Genomic DNA, 21,102 nt, shown 5'->3' with positions numbered 1-21,102 from the left:
ACGGCGGACGGGCACCGGGATCCGGGGTATCTGGCGCAGGTCATCGATGAGCGGGGTGTGACGGTCACCGATTTCGTGCCGTCGATGCTCGATGTGTTCATCGCGTCCGTGCCTGCCGGGTCTTGTGTGAGTCTGCGTCATGTGTTCGTGATCGGTGAGGCGTTGCCTCCCGAGACGGTGGTCCGGTTCCGGGCGTTGACTTCTGCCCGTCTGCACAACTTGTACGGCCCGACCGAGGCCGCGGTGTCGGTGACGTTCTGGGAGGCCAGTGACGCCGACACGGTGACGGTGCCGATCGGTGTTCCGGAGTGGAATACCCAGGCCTATGTCCTCGATTCGCGGTTGCATCCGGTGCCGGCGGGGGTGGTGGGGGAGTTGTACCTCGGTGGTGTTCAGTTGGCGCGCGGGTATTTGGGGCGGGTCGATCTCACCGCGGATCGGTTCCTGGCGAATCCGTTCGGGGAGTCGGGTGCGCGCATGTATCGCACGGGTGATCTGGTGCGGCGTCGTAGGAATGGGGTGCTCGAGTATCTCGGCCGCACCGACTTCCAGGTCAAGTTCCGTGGTCAGCGCATCGAACTCGGCGAGATCGAGACCGTGCTGCGGGCGCATCCGGCGGTGACGGGTGCGGCGGTAACCGTGTACGCCGACGCCTCCACCGGCGATCATCTGGTCGCTTATGTCACCGCGGACGGGGTATTCGATGTCTCGGTGTTACGTACCCATGCGTCGGGGGCATTGCCGTCGTACATGGTGCCGTCCGTGATCGTGCTCCTCGACGAGTTCCCGCTCAACACCAGCGGCAAGCTCGACCGGAAAGCACTCCCCGCACCCGAATTCATCTCCCAGACCAATGATTACGTCGCCCCCGCCACCGCGGTCGAGGAGGCGGTGGCGACCGTCTTCGGTGCCATTCTCGGACTCGAGCAGGTCAGCGTTCACGACAGCTTCTTCGAACTCGGCGGCAACTCGCTGATCGCGACCAAACTGGTGTCCCGGATCCGCGCCGACCTCGGAGTGCCCCTGAGCGTGCGGGATCTCTTCGAGGCGCCGACGGTGGCGGAACTCGCGGCCAAGGTGTCGGGGACCAAGGCTGATGACGTCCGTCCCGCGCTGACGCCGCGGCCACGCCCGGAACGGATTCCGCTGTCGCCGGCGCAACAGCGGATGTGGTTCCTCAACCAATTCGACACCACCTCACCCGCCTACAACCTGCCGGTCGCCGTACGCCTGTCCGGTGCACTCGATATCGGCGCCCTCACCGCAGCGGTCGCGGACCTGATCGAGCGGCACGAAGCCCTGCGCACCGTGTTCCCGGACTCGGAGACCGGACCGCACCAGGTTGTGCTCGACACCGACTCCGCGACTCCCGAGTTGCCAATCACCGCAGTCGACGAGGCCCGGCTCGACACCGAACTCGCCGGGTTCTTCGGCGCCGGTTTCGACGTGACGGCCGACTTCCCCGTCCGCGTCGCCCTGTTCCGGATCGACGTCGACGACCACGTCCTCGCGCTGGTGGTCCACCATATTTCCGGGGACGGCTGGTCGATGGCCCCCATGGTGCGTGACACGATGACGGCGTACGCGGCACGCACACACGGGGAACGGCCCACCTGGTCACCCTTGCCGGTGCAGTACGCCGACTATGCGTTGTGGCAGCGCGAACTTCTCGGTGACGAATCCGACCCCGACTCGCTCGCTGCACAGCAGGTGGGCTACTGGACGACTGCACTCGCCGGGCTGCCCGAGGAGCTGCCCCTGCCGGCCGACCGTCCCCGACCTGCTGAGCAGTCCTACCGCGGAGGCCAGGTCGACGTCACAATCGACGGATCCACGCACCGAGCGCTGACGTCTCTCGCACAGTCCGAGCGGTCGACACTGTTCATGGTCGTGCACTCCGCGCTCAGTGTCTTGCTCAGTCGTGTAAGTGCGACACCGGTCGTCACGATCGGCACCCCGGTAGCAGGCCGCGGTGAACGTGAACTCGACAACCTGATCGGCATGTTCGTCAACACCGTCGTACTCCGCGCGGAGGTCGATCCTGGGAAGACATTCCACGATCTCCTGGACCAAGTGCGGCACGCGGACCTCGAAGCGTTCTCTCACACGGACGTGCCGTTCGAGCGGTTGGTCGAGATTCTCAGTCCCACCCGCAGTGCCGCCCGCCACCCACTTTTCCAGGTGATGCTCACCTTCCAGAATCTCGAGCAGACGGCCTTCGAACTCGACGGTCTCACCTTGCGCGGCATCGACGCGAACCTCGACGTCGCGAAGTTCGACCTGCATTTCACCCTCGTCGAACAGTTCGACGAGGACGGGCTGCCGGGCGGCATCTCGGCCCAGCTGATGTATGCCGCCGACCTGTTCGACGAGTCGACAGCCGCCGCCATTGCCGAACGCTTCCGCACGATTCTCGGTGCCGTCGCCGCGGACCCGACTGTGTGCGTCGGTGACATTCCGCTGCTCGATGCCACCGAACGCTCCGCGTTGGTGGCCTGGAACGGCACTGATCGGTCCGTGCCGGCTGCGACGTTGTCGGTTTTGTTCGAGGCTCAGGTGGCGCGGACGCCGGGTGCGGTGGCGGTGGTGTTCGAGGGTGTGTCGTTGACGTATGCGGAGCTTGATGCGCGGGCGAATCGGTTGGGGCGGTATCTGATCGGGCGGGGTGTGGGTCCGGAGTCGCGGGTGGTGTTGGCGATGCGGCGTTCCCTCGATCTGGTGGTGGGGATGTATGCGGTGGTCAAGGCGGGTGGTGCGTATGTGCCGGTCGACCCGGATCATCCGGGGGAGCGGATTGGTTATGTGCTCCGGTCCGCGGGGCCGGTGTGTGTGCTGAGTACGGCGGCCGATCGCGCTGGGCTTCCGTCGGGGGCCGACATCGTCGCCATCGATACGCTCGACCTCACCGGCTTTGCGGACACCGCGGTGACCGACGGTGATCGGGTGCTTCCGCTGCGTGCAGGCAACACCGCCTACGTGATCTACACGTCGGGGTCGACGGGGAAGCCGAAGGGTGTGGCGGTGCCGCATGCGGGCATCGTGAATCAGTTGCTGTGGATGCAGGCCGAGTACGGGTTGACTGGTCGGGATGTGTTGTTGCAGAAGACGGCAACGACGTTCGATGTGTCGGTGTGGGGATATTTTTGGCCGTTGCAGGTCGGTGCGACGATGGTGCTGGCGACGGCGGACGGGCACCGGGATCCGGGGTATCTGGCGCAGGTCATCGATGAGCGGGGTGTGACGGTCACCGATTTCGTGCCGTCGATGCTCGATGTGTTCATCGCGTCCGTGCCTGCCGGGTCTTGTGTGAGTCTGCGTCATGTGTTCGTGATCGGTGAGGCGTTGCCTCCCGAGACGGTGGTCCGGTTCCGGGCGTTGACTTCTGCCCGTCTGCACAACTTGTACGGCCCGACCGAGGCCGCGGTGTCGGTGACGTTCTGGGAGGCCAGTGACGCCGACACGGTGACGGTGCCGATCGGTGTTCCGGAGTGGAATACCCAGGCCTATGTCCTCGATTCGCGGTTGCATCCGGTGCCGGCGGGGGTGGTGGGGGAGTTGTACCTCGGTGGTGTTCAGTTGGCGCGCGGGTATTTGGGGCGGGTCGATCTCACCGCGGATCGGTTCCTGGCGAATCCGTTCGGGGAGTCGGGTGCGCGCATGTATCGCACGGGTGATCTGGTGCGGCGTCGTAGGAATGGGGTGCTCGAGTATCTCGGCCGCACCGACTTCCAGGTCAAGTTCCGTGGTCAGCGCATCGAACTCGGCGAGATCGAGACCGTGCTGCGGGCGCATCCGGCGGTGACGGGTGCGGCGGTAACCGTGTACGCCGACGCCTCCACCGGCGATCATCTGGTCGCTTATGTCACCGCGGACGGGGTATTCGATGTCTCGGTGTTACGTACCCATGCGTCGGGGGCATTGCCGTCGTACATGGTGCCGTCCGTGATCGTGCTCCTCGACGAGTTCCCGCTCAACACCAGCGGCAAGCTCGACCGGAAAGCACTCCCCGCACCCGAATTCGCCGCAGCCGACACCGAATACCTGGCACCGCGCACTCCGCACGAGCAGTCGGTGGCTGCCGTTTTCGCAGAAGTGCTCCAGGCAAACCGGGTCGGTGCGCACGACAGCTTCTTCGACCTCGGCGGGAACTCGTTGTCCGTCACGCGGGTGGCGGCGCGGCTCACGGAAATGTCCGGCAGCAGGCTGTCGGTCCGTGACGTCTTCGACGCCCCCACCGTGGCCGCGTTGGCTTTGCGCCTGGCGCGGCCAGGGTCGAGCGAGGGCCGCCCCGCGCTGACCGCGGCGCCTCGACCCGAGCGCATTCCGCTTTCGCCGGCGCAGCAGCGGATGTGGTTCCTCAACCAATTCGACACCACCTCACCCGCCTACAACCTGCCCTTCGCGGTGCGCCTGTCCGGTGCACTCGACGCGCAGGCGCTGGCGTCGGCAGTAGAGGACGTCGTTACGCGGCACGAATCACTGCGCACCGTTTTCCCGGAGACCGAGGACGGACCCGGGCAGGTCGTGCTTTCGCCAGCCGATGCGGCCGTCACAGTCGAGAGCGTCGAGGCGACCGAGGACGAACTCGGCGCCCGGATCATCGCCTTCGCGTCTCGGGGATTCGATGTGACGGTCGAATTACCTGTGCGTGCACTGCTCGTCCGCACGGGACCCGCCGAGCACGTGCTGGCGATCACGCTGCACCACATCGCGGCCGACGGCTGGTCGTTCGGACCGCTCAGCCGCGACGTCGTGACCGCCTACGCGGCGGGCACGGCCGGCGTGGCCGCGCAGTGGGCGCCGCTGCCGGTGCAGTACGCCGACTTCACCCTCTGGCAGCGAGAGGTTCTCGGCACCGAGGACGACGTCGATTCCCTGATGTCGACGCAACTCGCGCATTGGACGAATACCCTCGCCGGCGCCCCCGACGAACTCCGGCTTCCATTCGACCGGCCTCGCCCGCCGCAACCGGCGTTCGCCGGGGCAACGGTCGCCTTCGAGATCGACCCCGAGATCCACCGCGGCATCGACCGGTTGGCTCGTCAGCACGGGGCCACCACCTTCATGGTGACGCACGCTGCGTTCGCCCTCCTGCTGGGACGGTTGGCCGCCACCGACGACGTCGTCATCGGAAGTCCGATCGCCGGACGCGGCGAGCGGGCCCTCGACGATCTCGTCGGGATGTTCGTCAACACCCTCGTCCTGCGTACTCCGCTCTTCGGCGGTGACAGCTTCCGCGAGCTCCTCGGCCGGGTGCGGGACGCCGACCTCGAGGCATTCGGTTCGGCGGACGTTCCGTTCGAGCGGCTCGTCGACGTCCTCGCCCCCGTCCGCACCACCGCCCATCACCCGATTTACCAGGTCGCCCTGTCGGTGAACCCGATGCCCACCGGCACCTACGACCTCCCGGGCCTGCAGGTCGGGGTCGAAGACATCGACCCGGGCGTCGCCAAGATCGACCTCCAGCTGACCTTGGGTGAGAACGTCGACGAGGGCGGTGCACCTTCCGGTATCCGCGCGGAATTCGTCTATGCCACAGAGCTGTTCGATGACGCCACAGTGCGCGGCTTCGCGCGGCGATTCCAGAAGATCCTCGCCGCGATCGTCACCGATCCGGACGTCGTCGTCGGCGACGTCGACATTCTCGAGTCGGACGAGCGCGCCGCCATGGTGCCGGCCTCAGGCAGGTCGGGCTTCGAACCGGTGCCGTTGCCGCAATTGCTTGCCGGAGCGGTGCGGAGCAATCCGGACGGTGTGGCGGTGACGGGGCCCTCGGTTTCCGGTGTGTGGGCGTCGCTCTCGTACCGGGAACTGGACGAATCCTCGACGCAGTTGGCGCGGCTGCTGGTCGACCTTCAGGTGGGTCCCGAGGTGACGGTGGCGGTGGCGCTGCCGCGTTCGCTCGAATCGGTGTCGAGCGTCTGGGCGGTGGTGAAATCCGGGGCCGCGTTCGTGCCGGTGGATCCCGGGTATCCGGCCGAGCGGATCGTGCACATGCTCGAAGACTGCGGCTCCCCGGTGGGGATCACCACGGCGGCGGTGCGCGCGGGACTGCCCGACGGTGTGGAGTGGATCGTTCTCGACGACGCCGAGGTGCAGTCGATGCTGGCGACCTATCCGCGCCTGCCGGTGACGGATACGGACCGTGGTGCGGCGCTGTCGGTGGACCATCCGGCATATGTGATCTACACGTCGGGGTCGACAGGACGACCGAAGGGTGTCGCGGTCACTCATCGCGGCCTCGTCAATCTTGTTGCGGACGAACGGGATCGGCTTGCGGTCACGGCGCAGTCGCGGACCCTGCATTTCGCGTCCCCCAGCTTCGACGCCTCGGTGTTCGAATGGATGATGGCCATCGGTGCGGGGGCGACGATGGTGGTGGCCCCGCCGACGATCTTCGGTGGTGGGGAACTGGCGGAGTTCGTGGCCGAGCAGCGGATCACACATGCGTTCTGCACACCCGCGGCGTTGGCGTCGGTGGATCAGCGTGGCCTCGACCATCTCGAGACGGTGGTGGTGGCGGGGGACGTGTGTCCACCGGAGTTGGTGGCGCGGTGGGCGCCGGGCCGGCGGATGGTCAATGCGTACGGGCCCAGCGAGACCACGATCATGTCTTCGGCGACCGCGCCGTTGGTGGCGGGGGAGCCGGTGACGGTCGGATCGCCGACGGTAGGGGTGGACCTGCTGGTGCTCGACACACGGTTGCGTCCGGTCCCGCGGGGCGTGCGGGGTGAGCTGTATGTGTCGGGTCCGAGCGTGGCCCGCGGGTACGTAGGCCGCGCCGCGCTGACGGCCGAGCGATTCGTCGCAGATCCGTCGGGATCGGGCAGGCGCATGTACCGCACCGGCGACGTGGTGCGGTGGGTACGCGACCCGGTCGGTACCGATGTTCTCGAGTTCCTCGGGCGCAGCGACTTCCAGGTGAAGATTCGCGGGTTCCGGATCGAGCTCGGCGAGATCGACGCCGTGCTGTCGGGCCACGAGTGGGTGGAGTTCGCGCACACGGTCGGGCACGACGACGGTGCGGGTCTCACCCGGCTGGTGTCGTATGTGCTTCCGGCCGCCGGCGCTGAAGTGGATTCCTCGGCGTTGAGTGCGTTCGCCGGACAAAGTCTGCCCGGGTACATGGTGCCCTCGGCAATCGTCGTTCTCGAGTCGCTACCGTTGACCCCGGCCGGGAAACTCGACCGCGCCGCCTTGCCCGCACCCGTCTTCACCCGCCAGGGCAAGTTCGCTGCGTCCGAAACCCCACAGCAGCAGACTATCGCCGCGGTGTTCGCCGACGTGGTGGGGGAGCGCTCGGTCAGCCTGGACGACAACTTCTTCGACCTCGGCGGCAACTCCCTGTCCGCCACCCAGGTGGTCTCGCGTGTCGGCTCGGCGCTCGGCACCCGCGTCTCGGTCCGGACCCTGTTCGACAATCCCACCGTGCGCCTGCTCGCAGCGGCCGCCGAGTCCGGAACCGTCGTCGACCGCCCCGCACTCGTGCCGGCGATACGCCCAGCCCGCATCCCGTTGTCGCCGGCGCAGCAGCGGATGTGGTTCCTCAACCGGTTCGATCCCACCTCCCCGGCGTACAACATCCCTCTCGCCCTGCGCATGTCCGGGCGCATCGACGTCGCCAGTCTGCGCGCGGCGCTCACCGACGTGCTTGCCCGGCACGAGACCCTCCGCACCGTGTATCCGCCGACCGACGACGGCGCGGAACAGGTCATCGTGCCCGTCGACACGATCCCGCTCGACCTGACCCCGTTGCGGTTGTCGGGTGAGGATCTGACCTCCGCCGTCCTGCGGCACGCCTCCACCGGCTTCGACGTCACCGCGGAGCCGCCGCTGCGTGTGCACCTCTTCCGGGAGAGCCGCTCCGAGCACATCCTCTTGTTCGTCGTGCACCACATCTCCGCCGACGGTTGGTCCTTCGTTCCACTGGCCACGGACGTGATGACGGCCTACGCCTCCCACGCCGCGGGCCGCCCCCCGGTGTGGGCGCCGCTACCGGTGCAGTACGCCGACTACGCGGTATGGCAGCGGACGCTGCTGGGGGACGCGGCGGACCCGCAGTCCCTGGCGGCCGGGCAGATCGCGTTCTGGACGAAGACGCTCGCCGGCCTGCCCGATCACGTTGCGCTGCCGACCGATCGGCCCAGGCCGCCCGTTCCGTCGAATCGCGGCGGCACCGTGCGGTTGTTCCTCGAGGGCGAGCGCCACCGCGCGCTGCTCGAACTGGCCCGCACCCACAACGCCAGCCTGTTCATGGTGATCCACACCGGCCTCGCCGCCCTGCTCGCGCGGTTCGGTGCGGGCGCGGACATCGCCATCGGCACCTCCGTGGCCGGACGTGGCGAGCAGGCGCTCGATGCCCTCGTCGGCATGTTCGTCAACACCCTGGTGTTGCGTACCGATGTGCGACCGCACGCGACGGTCACCGACCTCCTGGGCGAGGTCCGCAGGGTCGATCTGGAGGCGTTCTCCCACGTCGATGTCCCCTTCGAGCAACTCGTCGAGGTGATCAACCCGACCCGATCGACTGCATTCCACCCGCTGTTCCAGGTGGCGCTCGCGCTGCAGAACCTCGAGAGCCCGACGCTGGAGCTGCCGGGACTCGAGGTCTCGGCACTCGACATCGACTCGCCCGTCGCCAAATTCGATCTCAACTTCGTTCTGGCCGCGCGGCACGCGGACGACGGCACGCCGGCCGGTCTCGACCTCGAGCTCGGCTACGCGCGGGACCTCTTCGACGAACAGACGGTGCACAGGATCGGCGCCGCCTTCCTCCGCGTGCTCGCCGAACTGGCACGCAGCCCCCGCACCCGAATCGGGGACCTCGACCTGCTCGGCGACGACCAACGCGCCGCCCTCGCCGGATGGTCCCAGGGACGCGTCCGGGAGAACCGGCACCGCACGCTCGTCGACCTCCTCGACGAGCAGATCCGCACCACGCCCGATGCGCCGGCGATTTTCTGGCGCGATTCGGTACTGACCTACCGCGAGTTTGCTTCCCGCGTGAACCGTCTTGCCCGCCGACTCATCGGCGTCGGTGTCGTACCGGATACCGTTGTTGCCGTTGAGGTTCCGCGGTCATTGAATCTTCTCGTCGCGATTCATGCCGTGATCGAGGCCGGCGGCGCGTACACCCCGCTGGACCCGGGCCAGCCGGCGCAGCGGAACAACGACATCGTCGACCAGTCCGGAGCCCGCCTCCTACTGACGACGAGCGCACTCTACGACGACCGGGCAAGCGGAAGCCGGTACGACATCGACGCGATCGTCGTCGACGACCTCGACCCGCACGAGTTCGATTCGGCGCCGATCCGCCCCGACGAGCGCAATGCCCCGCTCCGCCCCGACAATATCGCCTACGTCCTGTTCACCTCCGGTTCGACCGGCCGCCCGAAGGGGGTCGCCATCAGCCATGCGGCGATCACCGGACAACTCGAGTGGCTGTGCGCCCACTACGAGCTCGGCGGAAGCGACACCCTGCTGCTCAAAACGCCCATCACGTTCGACGTGTCGGTGTGGGAATGCTTCGCCCCGATGGCCGCCGGCGCCCGGCTCGTCATCGCCGAACCCGACGGGCATCGCGACCCGGACTACCTCACCGCGGTCATCCGGCAGCACGGTGTCAGCGTCATTCATCTCGTTCCCGCCATGCTCGCGGCCGTGGCCGGCGGACCGGGCCTCGCAGACCTGCCGTCCCTGCGATACGTGCTCGTCGGTGGCGAAGCGGTGTCCCCGGAAGCCGTCGACGAGTTCCGGGCGGCGCACCCGGCGGAGATCGACAACACGTACGGCCCCACCGAGGCGGCGGTGACCACCACCTACTTCGCTGCCCGGGCCGACAACGGCGACACCGTGCCGATCGGTTCGCCTGTGTGGAACACGAGCACCCTCGTTCTCGACGACCACCTGCGGCCGGTGCCCGTCGGTGTGCCGGGTGAGCTGTATCTCGGTGGGGCGCAGCTCGCCCGCGGATACCTCGGCCGCCCGGACCTGACCGCGGAACGTTTCGTCGCCGATCCCTTCTCGGCGACCGGTGCACGGCTGTATCGCACCGGCGACCTCGTCCGCTGGAACCGGGAGGGCCGGCTCGAATACCTGGGACGCACCGACTTCCAGGTGAAGGTGCGCGGCTTCCGCATCGAACTCGCCGAAGTCGTGTCCACACTGCTGCGCCATGAGGACGTGCACCAGGCCGTCGTGGTGTCGCACAGCGACCCGCACACCGGCGATCACCTCGTCGGGTACGTCGTGCCTCGCACCGAGATTGTCTTCGACTCCGGCGCGGTCCTCGACCACGCCGCGGCGACGCTGCCGTCGTACATGATTCCGTCGCTGCTGATTCCCCTGACCACGCTGCCGCTGACCCCGAACGGCAAAGTGGACTCCAGATCGCTGCCGGCACCGATGTTCGCGGTGACCGCCGACTACACAGCCCCCCGCACGGAGACCGAACGGATCGTCGCCGACATCTTCGCCGACCTGCTCGGTGCGCCGCGCGTCGGTGTGCACGACAACTTCTTCGCACTCGGCGGCAACTCGCTGTCCGCCACCAAGCTCAGTACCCGCATCGGCGCGGCGACCGGAACACGGATCGCCATCCGCGACGTGTTCGACGCCCCCACGGTGGTCGCGCTGGCCCGTCGGGTCGCGGCGCAGGTTCCGTCGAGTGCCACCACGCCGTTGACGGCGGCGCCCCGCCCCGCCCGCATCCCGCTGTCGCTGGCACAGCAGCGGATGTGGTTCCTCAACCAGTTCGACACGTCCTCGCCCGCCTACAACCTGCCCGCGGCGGTGCGGTTGAGCGGTGCACTGGACAAGGCGGCGCTGACGGCGGCGATCGACGACCTGATCATCCGCCACGAGTCGCTGCGCACCGTCTTCCCCGATTCGCCGGACGGGCCGCACCAGGTAATCCTCGAACCCGGCGACGTCGTCCGCGACCTCACCCCCGTGGCCACGACGGACACTCGCCTGCGCGCGGATCTCGCGCAGTTCGTGCTCACCGGCTTCGACGTCTCCCTGGCGGTGCCGTTGCGGGTGAGGGTGTATTCGCTCGGCGACTCCGAACACGTCCTCGCGCTCGTCGTACACCACATCTCCGCCGACGGTGCATCGATGGAACCGCTGATCCGGGACGTAATGACGGCGTACGCGAGCCGCGCCGCCGGATCGGAACCCCGCTGGGCACCCCTGCCCGTGCAGTACGCCGACTACGCGTTGTGGCAACGCGAGATCCTCGGCGACGACTCCGACCCGACAAGCCTCGCCGCCGAACAGGTGAAGTACTGGACACGTGCGCTGGACAACGTGCCCGATCAGCTGTTCCTGCCCCGCGACCGGGCCCGACCCGCAGTACCGTCGCATCGTGGTGCGGCCGTGCGCTTCTCGCTGTCCCCGAACACCCACCGCGCCGTGACCGAGCTGGCCCGGGCGCACGGTGCGAGTCTCTTCATGGTGGCGCACGCTGCCCTCGCGGTACTGCTGAGCAGGCTCAGCACCACCTACGACATCACGGTCGGCACCGCCGTCGCCGGGCGCGGTCGTCAGGAACTCGATGACATCATCGGCATGTTCGTCAATACCCTCGTGCTGCGCGCCGAGCTGGATCCGGGGGCATCGTTCGCGTCGTTGCTCGGGCAGGTCCGCGACGTCGACCTGGAGGCGTTCGCGCACGCGGATTTGCCTTTCGAGCGTCTGGTCGAGGTGCTGAGCCCCGTCCGATCCACCTCCCATCACCCGCTGTTCCAGGTGGCGCTGGGCGTTCAGACCGCGTCCGTCGATCGGCTCCACTTCAACGGCGTCACAGCCTCGCCGCTGTCCGTCGACGTGGACATCGCGAAGTTCGACCTGCACTTCACCCTCGTCGAGCGGCTCGACGACTCGGCGGAGCCGGCGGGCATCGACGGCGAGCTCGTCTATGCCACCGACATTTTCGATGCCGGTACCGCGGCGGAGTACGCCCTGCGCCTGCAGCGGATCATCGAGTCGGTCGTCGCCGATCCGCAGCGCGCCGTCGGGGACATCCCCGTACTCGGAAGCGAAGAATACGAGAAGCTGACACCGGTCTCGGGCGCCGAGGCCCGCCCGGTGCAGATGCTCACCGAGATCCTCGTGGACGCGGTGGCCGCCGCTCCGGACGAACCCGCGGTCGTGTTCGAGGGCCGGGGCATGTCGTACCGTGACCTGGACGAACGGTCGAACCAGCTGGCCCGGCTCCTCGTCGATCGGGGAGTGGGACCCGAAACACGGGTTGCGCTGGCACTGCCGCGCTCGTGCGAATCCGTGATGGCCGTCTGGGCAGTGGCCAAGTCCGGTGCCGCGTTCGTCCCGGTCGATCCCCGCTACCCCGAGGACCGGATTCGGCACATGGTGCAGGATTCGGGGGCGATGGTCGGCATCACCGTCTCCGCCGAACGTCACCTCCTCCCGGATTCGATCCGGTGGCTGTTGCTCGACGACACGGCGCTCGACGTGCGCTGCACCCACGAATCACGACTGCCCCTGACCAACCGGGACCGCATGCGGCCGATTTTGCCCGACCAGGTGGCGTACGTGATCTACACCTCCGGGTCCACGGGCCGCCCCAAGGGTGTCGCGGTGACACACCGTGGCCTGGTAAATCTGGTGACCGACGAACGCGAGCTCCTCGCGGTGACGTCCCGGTCACGGGTGCTGCACTTCGCCTCCCCGAGCTTCGACGCATCCGTGTTCGAGATGTTGATGGCTCTGAGCGCCGGTGCCACGCTGGTGATCGCCCCGCCGACCATCTACGGCGGTTCCGAACTCGCGGAACTCCTTGCTACAGAACACGTCACCCACGCGTTCTCGACGCCCGCGGCCCTCGCGTCCGTCGACCATCACGGGCTCGACGACCTCGCTGTCGTGGTGGTGGCCGGGGACGTGTGCCCTCCGGAACTGGTGGCGCGCTGGGCTCCCGGGCGGCGCATGGTCAACGCGTACGGGCCGAGTGAGGCGACGATCATGTCGTCGATTACCGAGCCGTTGCAGGCAGGCGCACCGGTCACGATCGGCGGGCCGAGTCGCGGTGTGCAGGCGCTCGTGCTCGACGGGCGGCTGCGTCCGGTGCCGGTCGGTGTGCCCGGCGAGCTGTATGTGAGTGGGCCGAGCCTGGCCCGCGGCTACCTCGGTCGCCCCGGCCTCACCGCCCAACGGTTCGTCGCCGACCCGTTCGGTGAACCCGGCGCTCTGATGTACCGCACCGGCGACCTCGTCCGGTGGCGCGAGGACCAGGTACTCGACTTCGTCGGCCGCACCGACCACCAGGTGAAGATCCGCGGCTTCCGGATCGAGCTCGGCGAGATCGACGCCGCGCTGACCGCACATCCGCAGATCGAGTACGCCACCACGCTCGGGCACCAGCATCCCAACGGGGACACCTCCCTCGTCGCATACGTGCTGCCGTTCACCGGCGAGGACGTGGACCGGGTGGAGGTGGCGAACTTCATCGGACAGACTTTGCCCGGGTACATGATTCCGTCGTCGATCACGATCCTGGACGCCCTGCCGCTCACCCCCGCCGGAAAGCTGGACCGCGCCGCGCTGCCCGAGCCGGTGTTCGCCGCCGCGGACCGCCCCTTCGAGGAGCCGCGCAACCCGTTCGAAGTCATCGTCGCGGGCATCTTCGCGGACGTCCTGGCACTGCCGGAAGTCGGGATCCGCGACGGGTTCTTCGATCTCGGCGGCAACTCCCTGCTGGCCACGCAGGTGGTGTCGCGGGTCAACGCCTCTCTCGACGTGCACGTCGGTGTCCGCGAAGTATTCGAAGCGCCGACGGTCGCTGCGCTCGCCGCCCGCCTCACCGAGTCCACCGGCAACAGTGTGCGACGCCCGCCGCTCGTCGCCGGACCACGCCCCCATCACATCCCGCTGTCACTCGCCCAGCAGCGGATGTGGTTCATCAACCAATTCGACACGGCGTCGCCCGCCTACAACCTGCCCATCGCGCTGCGCCTGACCGGCGAGTTCGACCTGCCCGCGATGCGCGCCGCGGTCGCCGATCTGGTGGGACGGCACGAATCGTTGCGCACCATCTACCCCGACTCCGCACACGGGCCCCGTCAGGTTGTCGTCGACGCCGCGGGCGTTGTACCCGACGTGACCCCGATCTCCGCGCACCCCGACGACGTCCTGGAGCGGGTAATCGAACTCGTGACGACAGGATTCGACGTCACCACGGAGGTGCCGCTGCGCGCCCGCATCTATCGCGTCGCCGACGACGATTACGTCCTGGTCATGGTGGCCCATCACATCTCCGGGGACGGGTGGTCGCTGGCACCGCTCGCGCGGGACGTCATGCTGGCCTACACCGCCAGGGCTGAAGGTCACGTGCCGCAGTGGTCCCCGCTACCGGTGCAGTACGCCGACTACAGCCTGTGGCAAAGGGAACTACTCGGGGACGAGACCGACCCCGAATCGCTTGCCGCCGAACAGATTGCATACTGGACGTCCGCGTTGGCGGGGCTGCCGGACCGGCTCTCGCTGCCGACCGACCGGCCCCGGCCCGCGGTGGCGTCGAACCGTGGCGCGCACGTCACGTTCACGATCGACGCCGGCATCCACGCTGCGCTGCTCGCGGTGGCGCGCCGTCAGAACGCGTCGCTGTTCATGGTCATGCACACCGCCCTCACGGTGCTGCTGGCGCGGTTGAGTAATGACACCGATGTCGCCGTCGGCGCTCCCGTCGCCGGCCGCGGTGAACAGTTCCTCGACGAGTTGGTCGGCATGTTCGTCAACACGCTGGTGCTGCGCACCTCGGTCGATCTGGATGGTTCGTTCGCCGACAATCTCGGGGCCGCGCGGGCAACGGACCTCGGCGCGTTCGCGCACTCCGACATTCCGTTCGAACGGCTCGTCGACGTGCTGAATCCCGCCCGGTCCCGGGCGCACCACCCGCTTTTCCAGGTGGCGTTCTCCTTCCAGAACCTTGCCCGTACTGCTCTCGAACTCCCCGGGTTGCACGTTGAAGGTCTCGACGTACCGAGCGCGATCTCCAACTTCGACCTGCATCTGACACTGTCGGAAAGCTACGATCACGACCGGAACCCGGACGTGATCGAGGCGCAGTTCACCTACGCCACCGACCTGTTCGACGAGTCGACGGTGCAGTCTTTCGCAGACCGATTCCTGCGGATCCTGGGATCGGTCGCCGAGGATCCCGGTGTCGTGGTCGGCGGCATCGACCTCCTCGACGGCGCGGAGAAGTTGCGGGTCCTCGGCGAGTTCAACGACACCGCGATGGAGGTGCCGGCGACAACACTCGTCGATCTGTTCTCCGAGCAGGTGTCGCGCACACCCGATGCGGTCGCGCTGTGGTTCGACGGCGTCGAGGTGACGTACGCGGAGTTCGACCGTCGCGTCGCGCTGCTCGCCCGACGACTTGCCGAGCGCGGTGTGGGCCCGGAATCGGTGGTGGGCCTGGCGATGAACCGGTCCATCGAGCTCATGACCGGGATGTACGCGGTCCTGCGTGCGGGTGGCGCCTACCTGCCGATCGACCTCACCCACCCTGCGGACCGCCTCGCCTACGTCCTCGACGTCGCGGCACCGGTCTGCATTCTCACCACGTCTTCGGATGGTTTCGTCGCCCCAGGCGTGCCCACCATCGAGATCGACGGGTCCTACCTCGACACCGCGACACCGGAAGAGTCGTCCGGCACGCAGAACCTCGCGGCGCCGCGACCCGACAACACCGCCTACCTGATCTTCACCTCCGGCTCCACCGGGCGACCCAAGGGTGTCGCCGTGTCCCATGCCGCCATCGCGAACCAGCTGCTCTGGAAACTGCATCAGTACCCGCTCGACACCACCGATGCCGTGGTCCAGAAGACACCGGTCACCTTCGACCTCTCGGTGTGGGAACTGTTCTGGCCGCTGGTCTCGGGGGCGCGCTTGGTGATCGCCCGACCGGACGGCCACCGCGACCCGGCGTATCTGGCGGAGCTCATGCGCGAACAACGGGTCACCGCTGCGCATTTCGTGCCGTCACTGCTCGAGGCGTTCCTGGCGACACCGGGTGCCGCGGAGCAGCCTGCCCTGCGCCGTGTGCTGTGCATCGGCGAGGCGTTGCCCACCGACGTGGCCGCCCGCTTCCGCAGCCGGTTCGGCTCGGCCGTGGCACTGCACAACCTGTACGGGCCGACCGAGGCCGCAGTGTCCGTCACCTCCTGGCAGCACACCGACGACGATCGCGACAGCGTCCCCATCGGTACTCCCGCGTGGAACACGCAGGTGTTCGTACTGGATACGCGTCTACAGCCGGTTCCGCTCGGGGTAGCCGGCGAGCTGTACCTGGCCGGTGACCAGCTGGCCCGCGGGTACGTCGCCCGCACCGATCTCACCGCGGACCGCTTCGTCGCCAACCCGTTCGGCGCGCCCGGGTCGCGGTTGTACCGCACCGGTGACGTGGTCCGCTGGCGCCTGCGCGGCACCGAGGGCATGCTCGACTACCTCGAACGTTCCGACTTCCAGGTGAAGGTACGCGGATTCCGGATCGAACTCGGGGAGATCGAGTCGGCTCTGATCGCGTGCACCGGAGTGCACCAGGCCGTCGTGGTCGCGTATCAGAACCCGACGACCGGAACGGCCCTGGTCGCATACGCGGTTCCCGAGGACGGAGCCACCCTCGTCGCTACGGACGTGCAGGCCGAGACAGCCCGGCGGGTGCCGAGCTACATGGTGCCCGCAGCGATCGTCGTCCTCGACGCCCTGCCCCTGACCCCAAACGGAAAGCTCGACCGCAAGGAGCTGCCCGCACCCGAGTTCGGAACCGGGCACGACGAATACCGAGCCCCTGGAACGGATCTGGAGACTGCGGTCGCGGCGGCATTCGGGAACGTGCTCGGAATCGAGCCCGTCGGCGCCGAGGCAAGCTTCTTCGAACTGGGCGGGAACTCGCTGGTCGCTACCCGGGTGGTCGCGCGGTTGTCCGAAACCCTGGGACGCCGGGTGGAGATCCGTGCACTGTTCGAAGCCCCCACCGTGGCCGGTCTCGCAGCGCTGCTCGAATCGACGGAGGACGCCGGCGCCGAACGTCCGCGCCTCGCACCGGCCACGCGCCCCGCACGCATCCCACTGTCGTCGGCGCAGCGCCGGATGTGGTTCCTCAACCGGCTAGACCCCGACTCGGCCGCAGACAACATTCCGGTGGCGGTGCGACTGTCCGGGTCCCTCGACGTGGACGCGCTCCAACACGCGGTCACCGACGTAATCGGCCGCCACGAGTCGATGCGGACCGTCTACCCGGATTCCCCCGAAGGGCCGCACCAGGTGATCCTGCCCGTCGACCGGGTCGGCGGGGAAGTGTCCGTGGTCGGTGCCGACGAGACGGAGCTGGCCGGGCTGATCGCCGCAGTGGCCACGGCCGGGTTCGACGTCACCACCGAGGTCCCGTTGCGAGTGCGGATCTTCCGGTTGTCCGACACCGAGCACGTCCTGGCGCTCGTTGTGCACCACATCTCCGGCGACGGCTGGTCGATGGCACCGATGGTCCGGGACGTGATGACGGCGTACGCTGCCCGTTCGGCGGGCGCCGCACCGCAGTGGTCGCCGCTGCCCGTGCAGTACGCGGATTACGCGTTGTGGCAGCGCGACCTGCTCGGCGACGAATCGGATCCGACCTCGTTGGCGGCGCAGCAATTGGCGTTTTGGACCCGCACCCTGGCGGGTGCGCCCGACCAGCTGAATCTGCCCACGGACCGGCCGCGTCCGGCCGTGTCGTCGTACCGGGGCCGGAGCATCGACTTCATCGTCCCGGCCGCACTGCACCACAGTCTCCACCGAACGGCCCGGGACGCGAACGCCACCCTGTTCATGGTGGTGCATTCGGCCCTCGCGGTGTTGCTGAGCCGCCTCGCCGGGACCGGGGACATCGCGATCGGCACCCCGGTCGCCGGCCGCGGCGAGCGCGCACTCGACGACCTGATCGGCATGTTCGTCAACACCCTGGTGTTGCGACAGCAGGTCGACGGCGCACGCACGTTCGCCGAGTTCGTCGAAGACGTGCGGGACACCGATCTGGCGGCGTTCGCCCACGCGGACGTCCCCTTCGAGCGTCTCGTCGAGGTGATCAATCCCGCGCGGTCCACCGGACGGCACCCGTTGTTCCAGGTGATGCTCACCTTCCAGAACCTCGACCAGGAAACCCTTCAGCTCGGAGAGCTGGCGGTGAGCGGCGTCGACTTCGATGTCGACCTGGCCAAGTTCGATCTGCAGTTGACGCTGATGGAACGCTTCGACGCCGACGGCCGGGCGGACGGGATCACCGCCCGGCTCACCTACGCGTCCGACCTGTTCGACGAATCCACCGTGCATGTCTTCGGTGAGCGATTCCTGCAGGTGCTGACCACGGCCGCCGACAATCCGGACGTTTCGGTCGGTGACATCGACGTCCTAGGCGCCGGTGAACGGAAGCAGATCGTCGGCACCAATGCGACGTCGCACGACGTGCCGGCGGGCACCTTGGTGTCGCTCTTCGACGCGCAGGTCGCCGCCACCCCCGACCGGACCGCACTGGTCTTCGAGGGGGAAGTCCTGACGTACGCCGAGTTCGATGCCCGCGCGAACGTCCTCGCGCGCCGACTGATCGAGCAGGGTGTGGGCCCCGAATCGGTGGTCGCAGTGGCGATGCGCCGCTCCCTCGAACTGCTGGTGTCGATCTACGCCGTCGGAAAAGCCGGCGGCGCATACCTTCCCGTCGACCCCGACCACCCGGCCGAACGCACCGCCTCGGTGCTCGAGACGGCGGCACCGGTGTGCGTGCTCGTCGACGGCGGTGCACTCGACACCGCGGTCCCGGTGATCGACGTCGCGACCGAGGACCTCCCCGGATACTGGCGCGGAGCCGTCACCGACGAGGAACGGCTGGCGCCGCTGTCGTCGGCGAACACCGCGTACGTCATCTTCACGTCGGGATCGACCGGCCGGCCCAAGGGTGTTGCCGTCACCCACGGCGCGATCGTCAACCGGCTGCTCTGGATGCAGCACGAATACGAGCTCACCAGCGAAGACGTCGTTCTGCAGAAGACTCCGGTCACCTTCGACGTGTCGGTGTGGGAACTGTTCTGGCCGCTGCAGGTCGGTGCGAGCCTGGTGATTGCCGCACCCGACGGTCACCGCGATCCCCGGTACCTGTCGAGGCTCGTCCAGGAACGTCACGTGACGACCATCCACTTCGTTCCGTCGATGCTGTCCGTCTTCGTTGCCGAACCGTCTTCTGCGCAGTGTAATTCGCTACGGACGGTGTTCTGTTCAGGCGAGGCGCTCACCCCGGAGCAGGTGCAGAGGTTCCGGTCGGTCAGTGGGGCGGGCCTGCACAATCTGTACGGCCCCACGGAGGCGGCCGTCGACGTAACCTACTGGGCCACAGGCCCGTCCGACATCCACGCTGTGCCTATCGGACACCCGGTCTGGAACACGCAACTCCACGTCCTCGATGCCCGGTTGCATCCGGTGCCCAACGGCGTGGTGGGGGAGTTGTACCTTGCCGGTGACCAACTCGCACGCGGGTATCTCCAGCGGCCGGACCTGTCGGCGGAACGGTTCGTCGCCAACCCCTACATGCCGGGGGCTCGGATGTACCGGACCGGAGACCTCGTGCGGCGTCGACCCGACGGAGCGCTGGAGTATCTGGGCCGCACCGACTTCCAGGTGAAGCTGCGGGGCCAGCGCATCGAGCTCGGCGAGATCGAGACGGCCCTCGAATCGCATCCCGACGTCCGCCAAGCCGTGGTGATCGTGCACCGCGACCGCCGCGGGGACGAGGCCCTGGTCGCGTACCTGGTAGGACGGCACTCGCCGAGTACGCCCGACGTGCGCGCCCACCTGTCCGCGCGGGTCCCGTCGTACATGATCCCGGCGCACATCGTCGAACTCGACGCCCTCCCGTTGTCGCCCAACGGCAAACTCGACCGTGCCGCACTGCCCGCACCCGAGGTGTCCTCGGCGGCCGCCGAATACACGGCGCCTCGGACCGCGGCCGAACGCACCGTCGCACGTGTCTTCGAGGAGGTGCTCGACCGGGACCGGGTGGGCCGCACGGACAGCTTCTTCGACTTGGGCGGCAACTCGCTGATCGCGACACGGGTCGCCTCCGCACTCGCCGGTGAGCTGGGGATCGACTTCCCGCTCCAATGGATGTTCAGTGACCCCACGCCGCAGTCGCTGGGGGAGCGCATCGCGAAGTGGGCGACGGAAGGCATGCTCGACACCGGAGCGTCCCTCGACGTCCTCCTTCCCATCCGCACCCGCGGAGCGGCGGAGCCGCTGTTCTGCGTCCACCCCTTCATCGGGCTCGCATGGAGTTACGCCGGGTTGAGCGGGGAACTGACCCAGGATCGGCCGATCTACGGACTGCAGTCCCCGGCTCTCACCGAGGACGAGGCGCCGCTCGCGACGATCACCGAGTTCGCGGCACGGTATGTGCGCGAGATCCGCTCGATTCAGCCCCACGGTCCCTATCACCTGCTGGGATGGTCCCTCGGTGGGGTGATCGCCCAGGAAATGGCGGTACAGCTACAGGAGGCCGGCGAGGAAGTCCGACTCCTCGGGCTGCTCGACAGCTACGTCGGGCTCGACCGCAGTGCGAGCTCCGAGAACCCCGCTACCGTGGCGGACCTCCTGGGTGGCTTCGGTCTCGAACTGCCCACAACGGGCGAATTCGACGACCTCGCGCCGGACGGGATTTTCGACGCGGAGCGGGCCGCAGCGCTCCTCGGGGTGATCGGGGGCCCGCTGGCGAGTCTCACCGCGCCCCAACTCGCCCGCATCTACGCGAACGCACAGCGGGCGCCGGAGCTGATCGACCGGCACCAGGCGCGAATGTTCGACGGCGACCTCGTATTCTTCACCGCCGCATTGGATGACGGGTTCCACGTCGACCCGGTGACCTGCTGGAAGCCCCATGTCGGCGGCGACATCCACGAGCACCTCGTCGACGCGACGCACTGGACGATGACCACGCCCGAGGCGCTCTCCGTCATCGGGCCGCGCCTCGCCACACCCGCTCGTCCACAGCACAGTGCGCTCGGTGGTACCGACGGCAGCGACCCCGACGACAGCGAGGAACGGCAGCCGTCCGTCCGCTAG

Annotated in this window: 1 protein-coding gene (running past one end of the window); it reads left to right on the top strand. The window is 68.1% G+C overall.

The annotated features are described in order from the left end of the window. Nucleotides 1–21,102 carry the 3' portion of a non-ribosomal peptide synthetase gene (locus NOF53_RS12540; RefSeq protein ID WP_255968684.1) on the top strand. Its footprint begins 8,412 nt before the window's first position, so 21,102 of the gene's 29,514 nt are visible here — the last part of the coding sequence; the start codon falls outside the window, past its left edge; it ends in the stop codon at nt 21,100–21,102.

The sequence above is a fragment of the Rhodococcus tibetensis genome (genome assembly GCF_024438035.1).
Taxonomy (GTDB): domain Bacteria; phylum Actinomycetota; class Actinomycetes; order Mycobacteriales; family Mycobacteriaceae; genus Rhodococcus_F; species Rhodococcus_F tibetensis.
The sequence above is the reverse complement of the archived record's forward strand: the minus strand, read 5'-3'. Positions and strand labels throughout refer to the sequence as shown.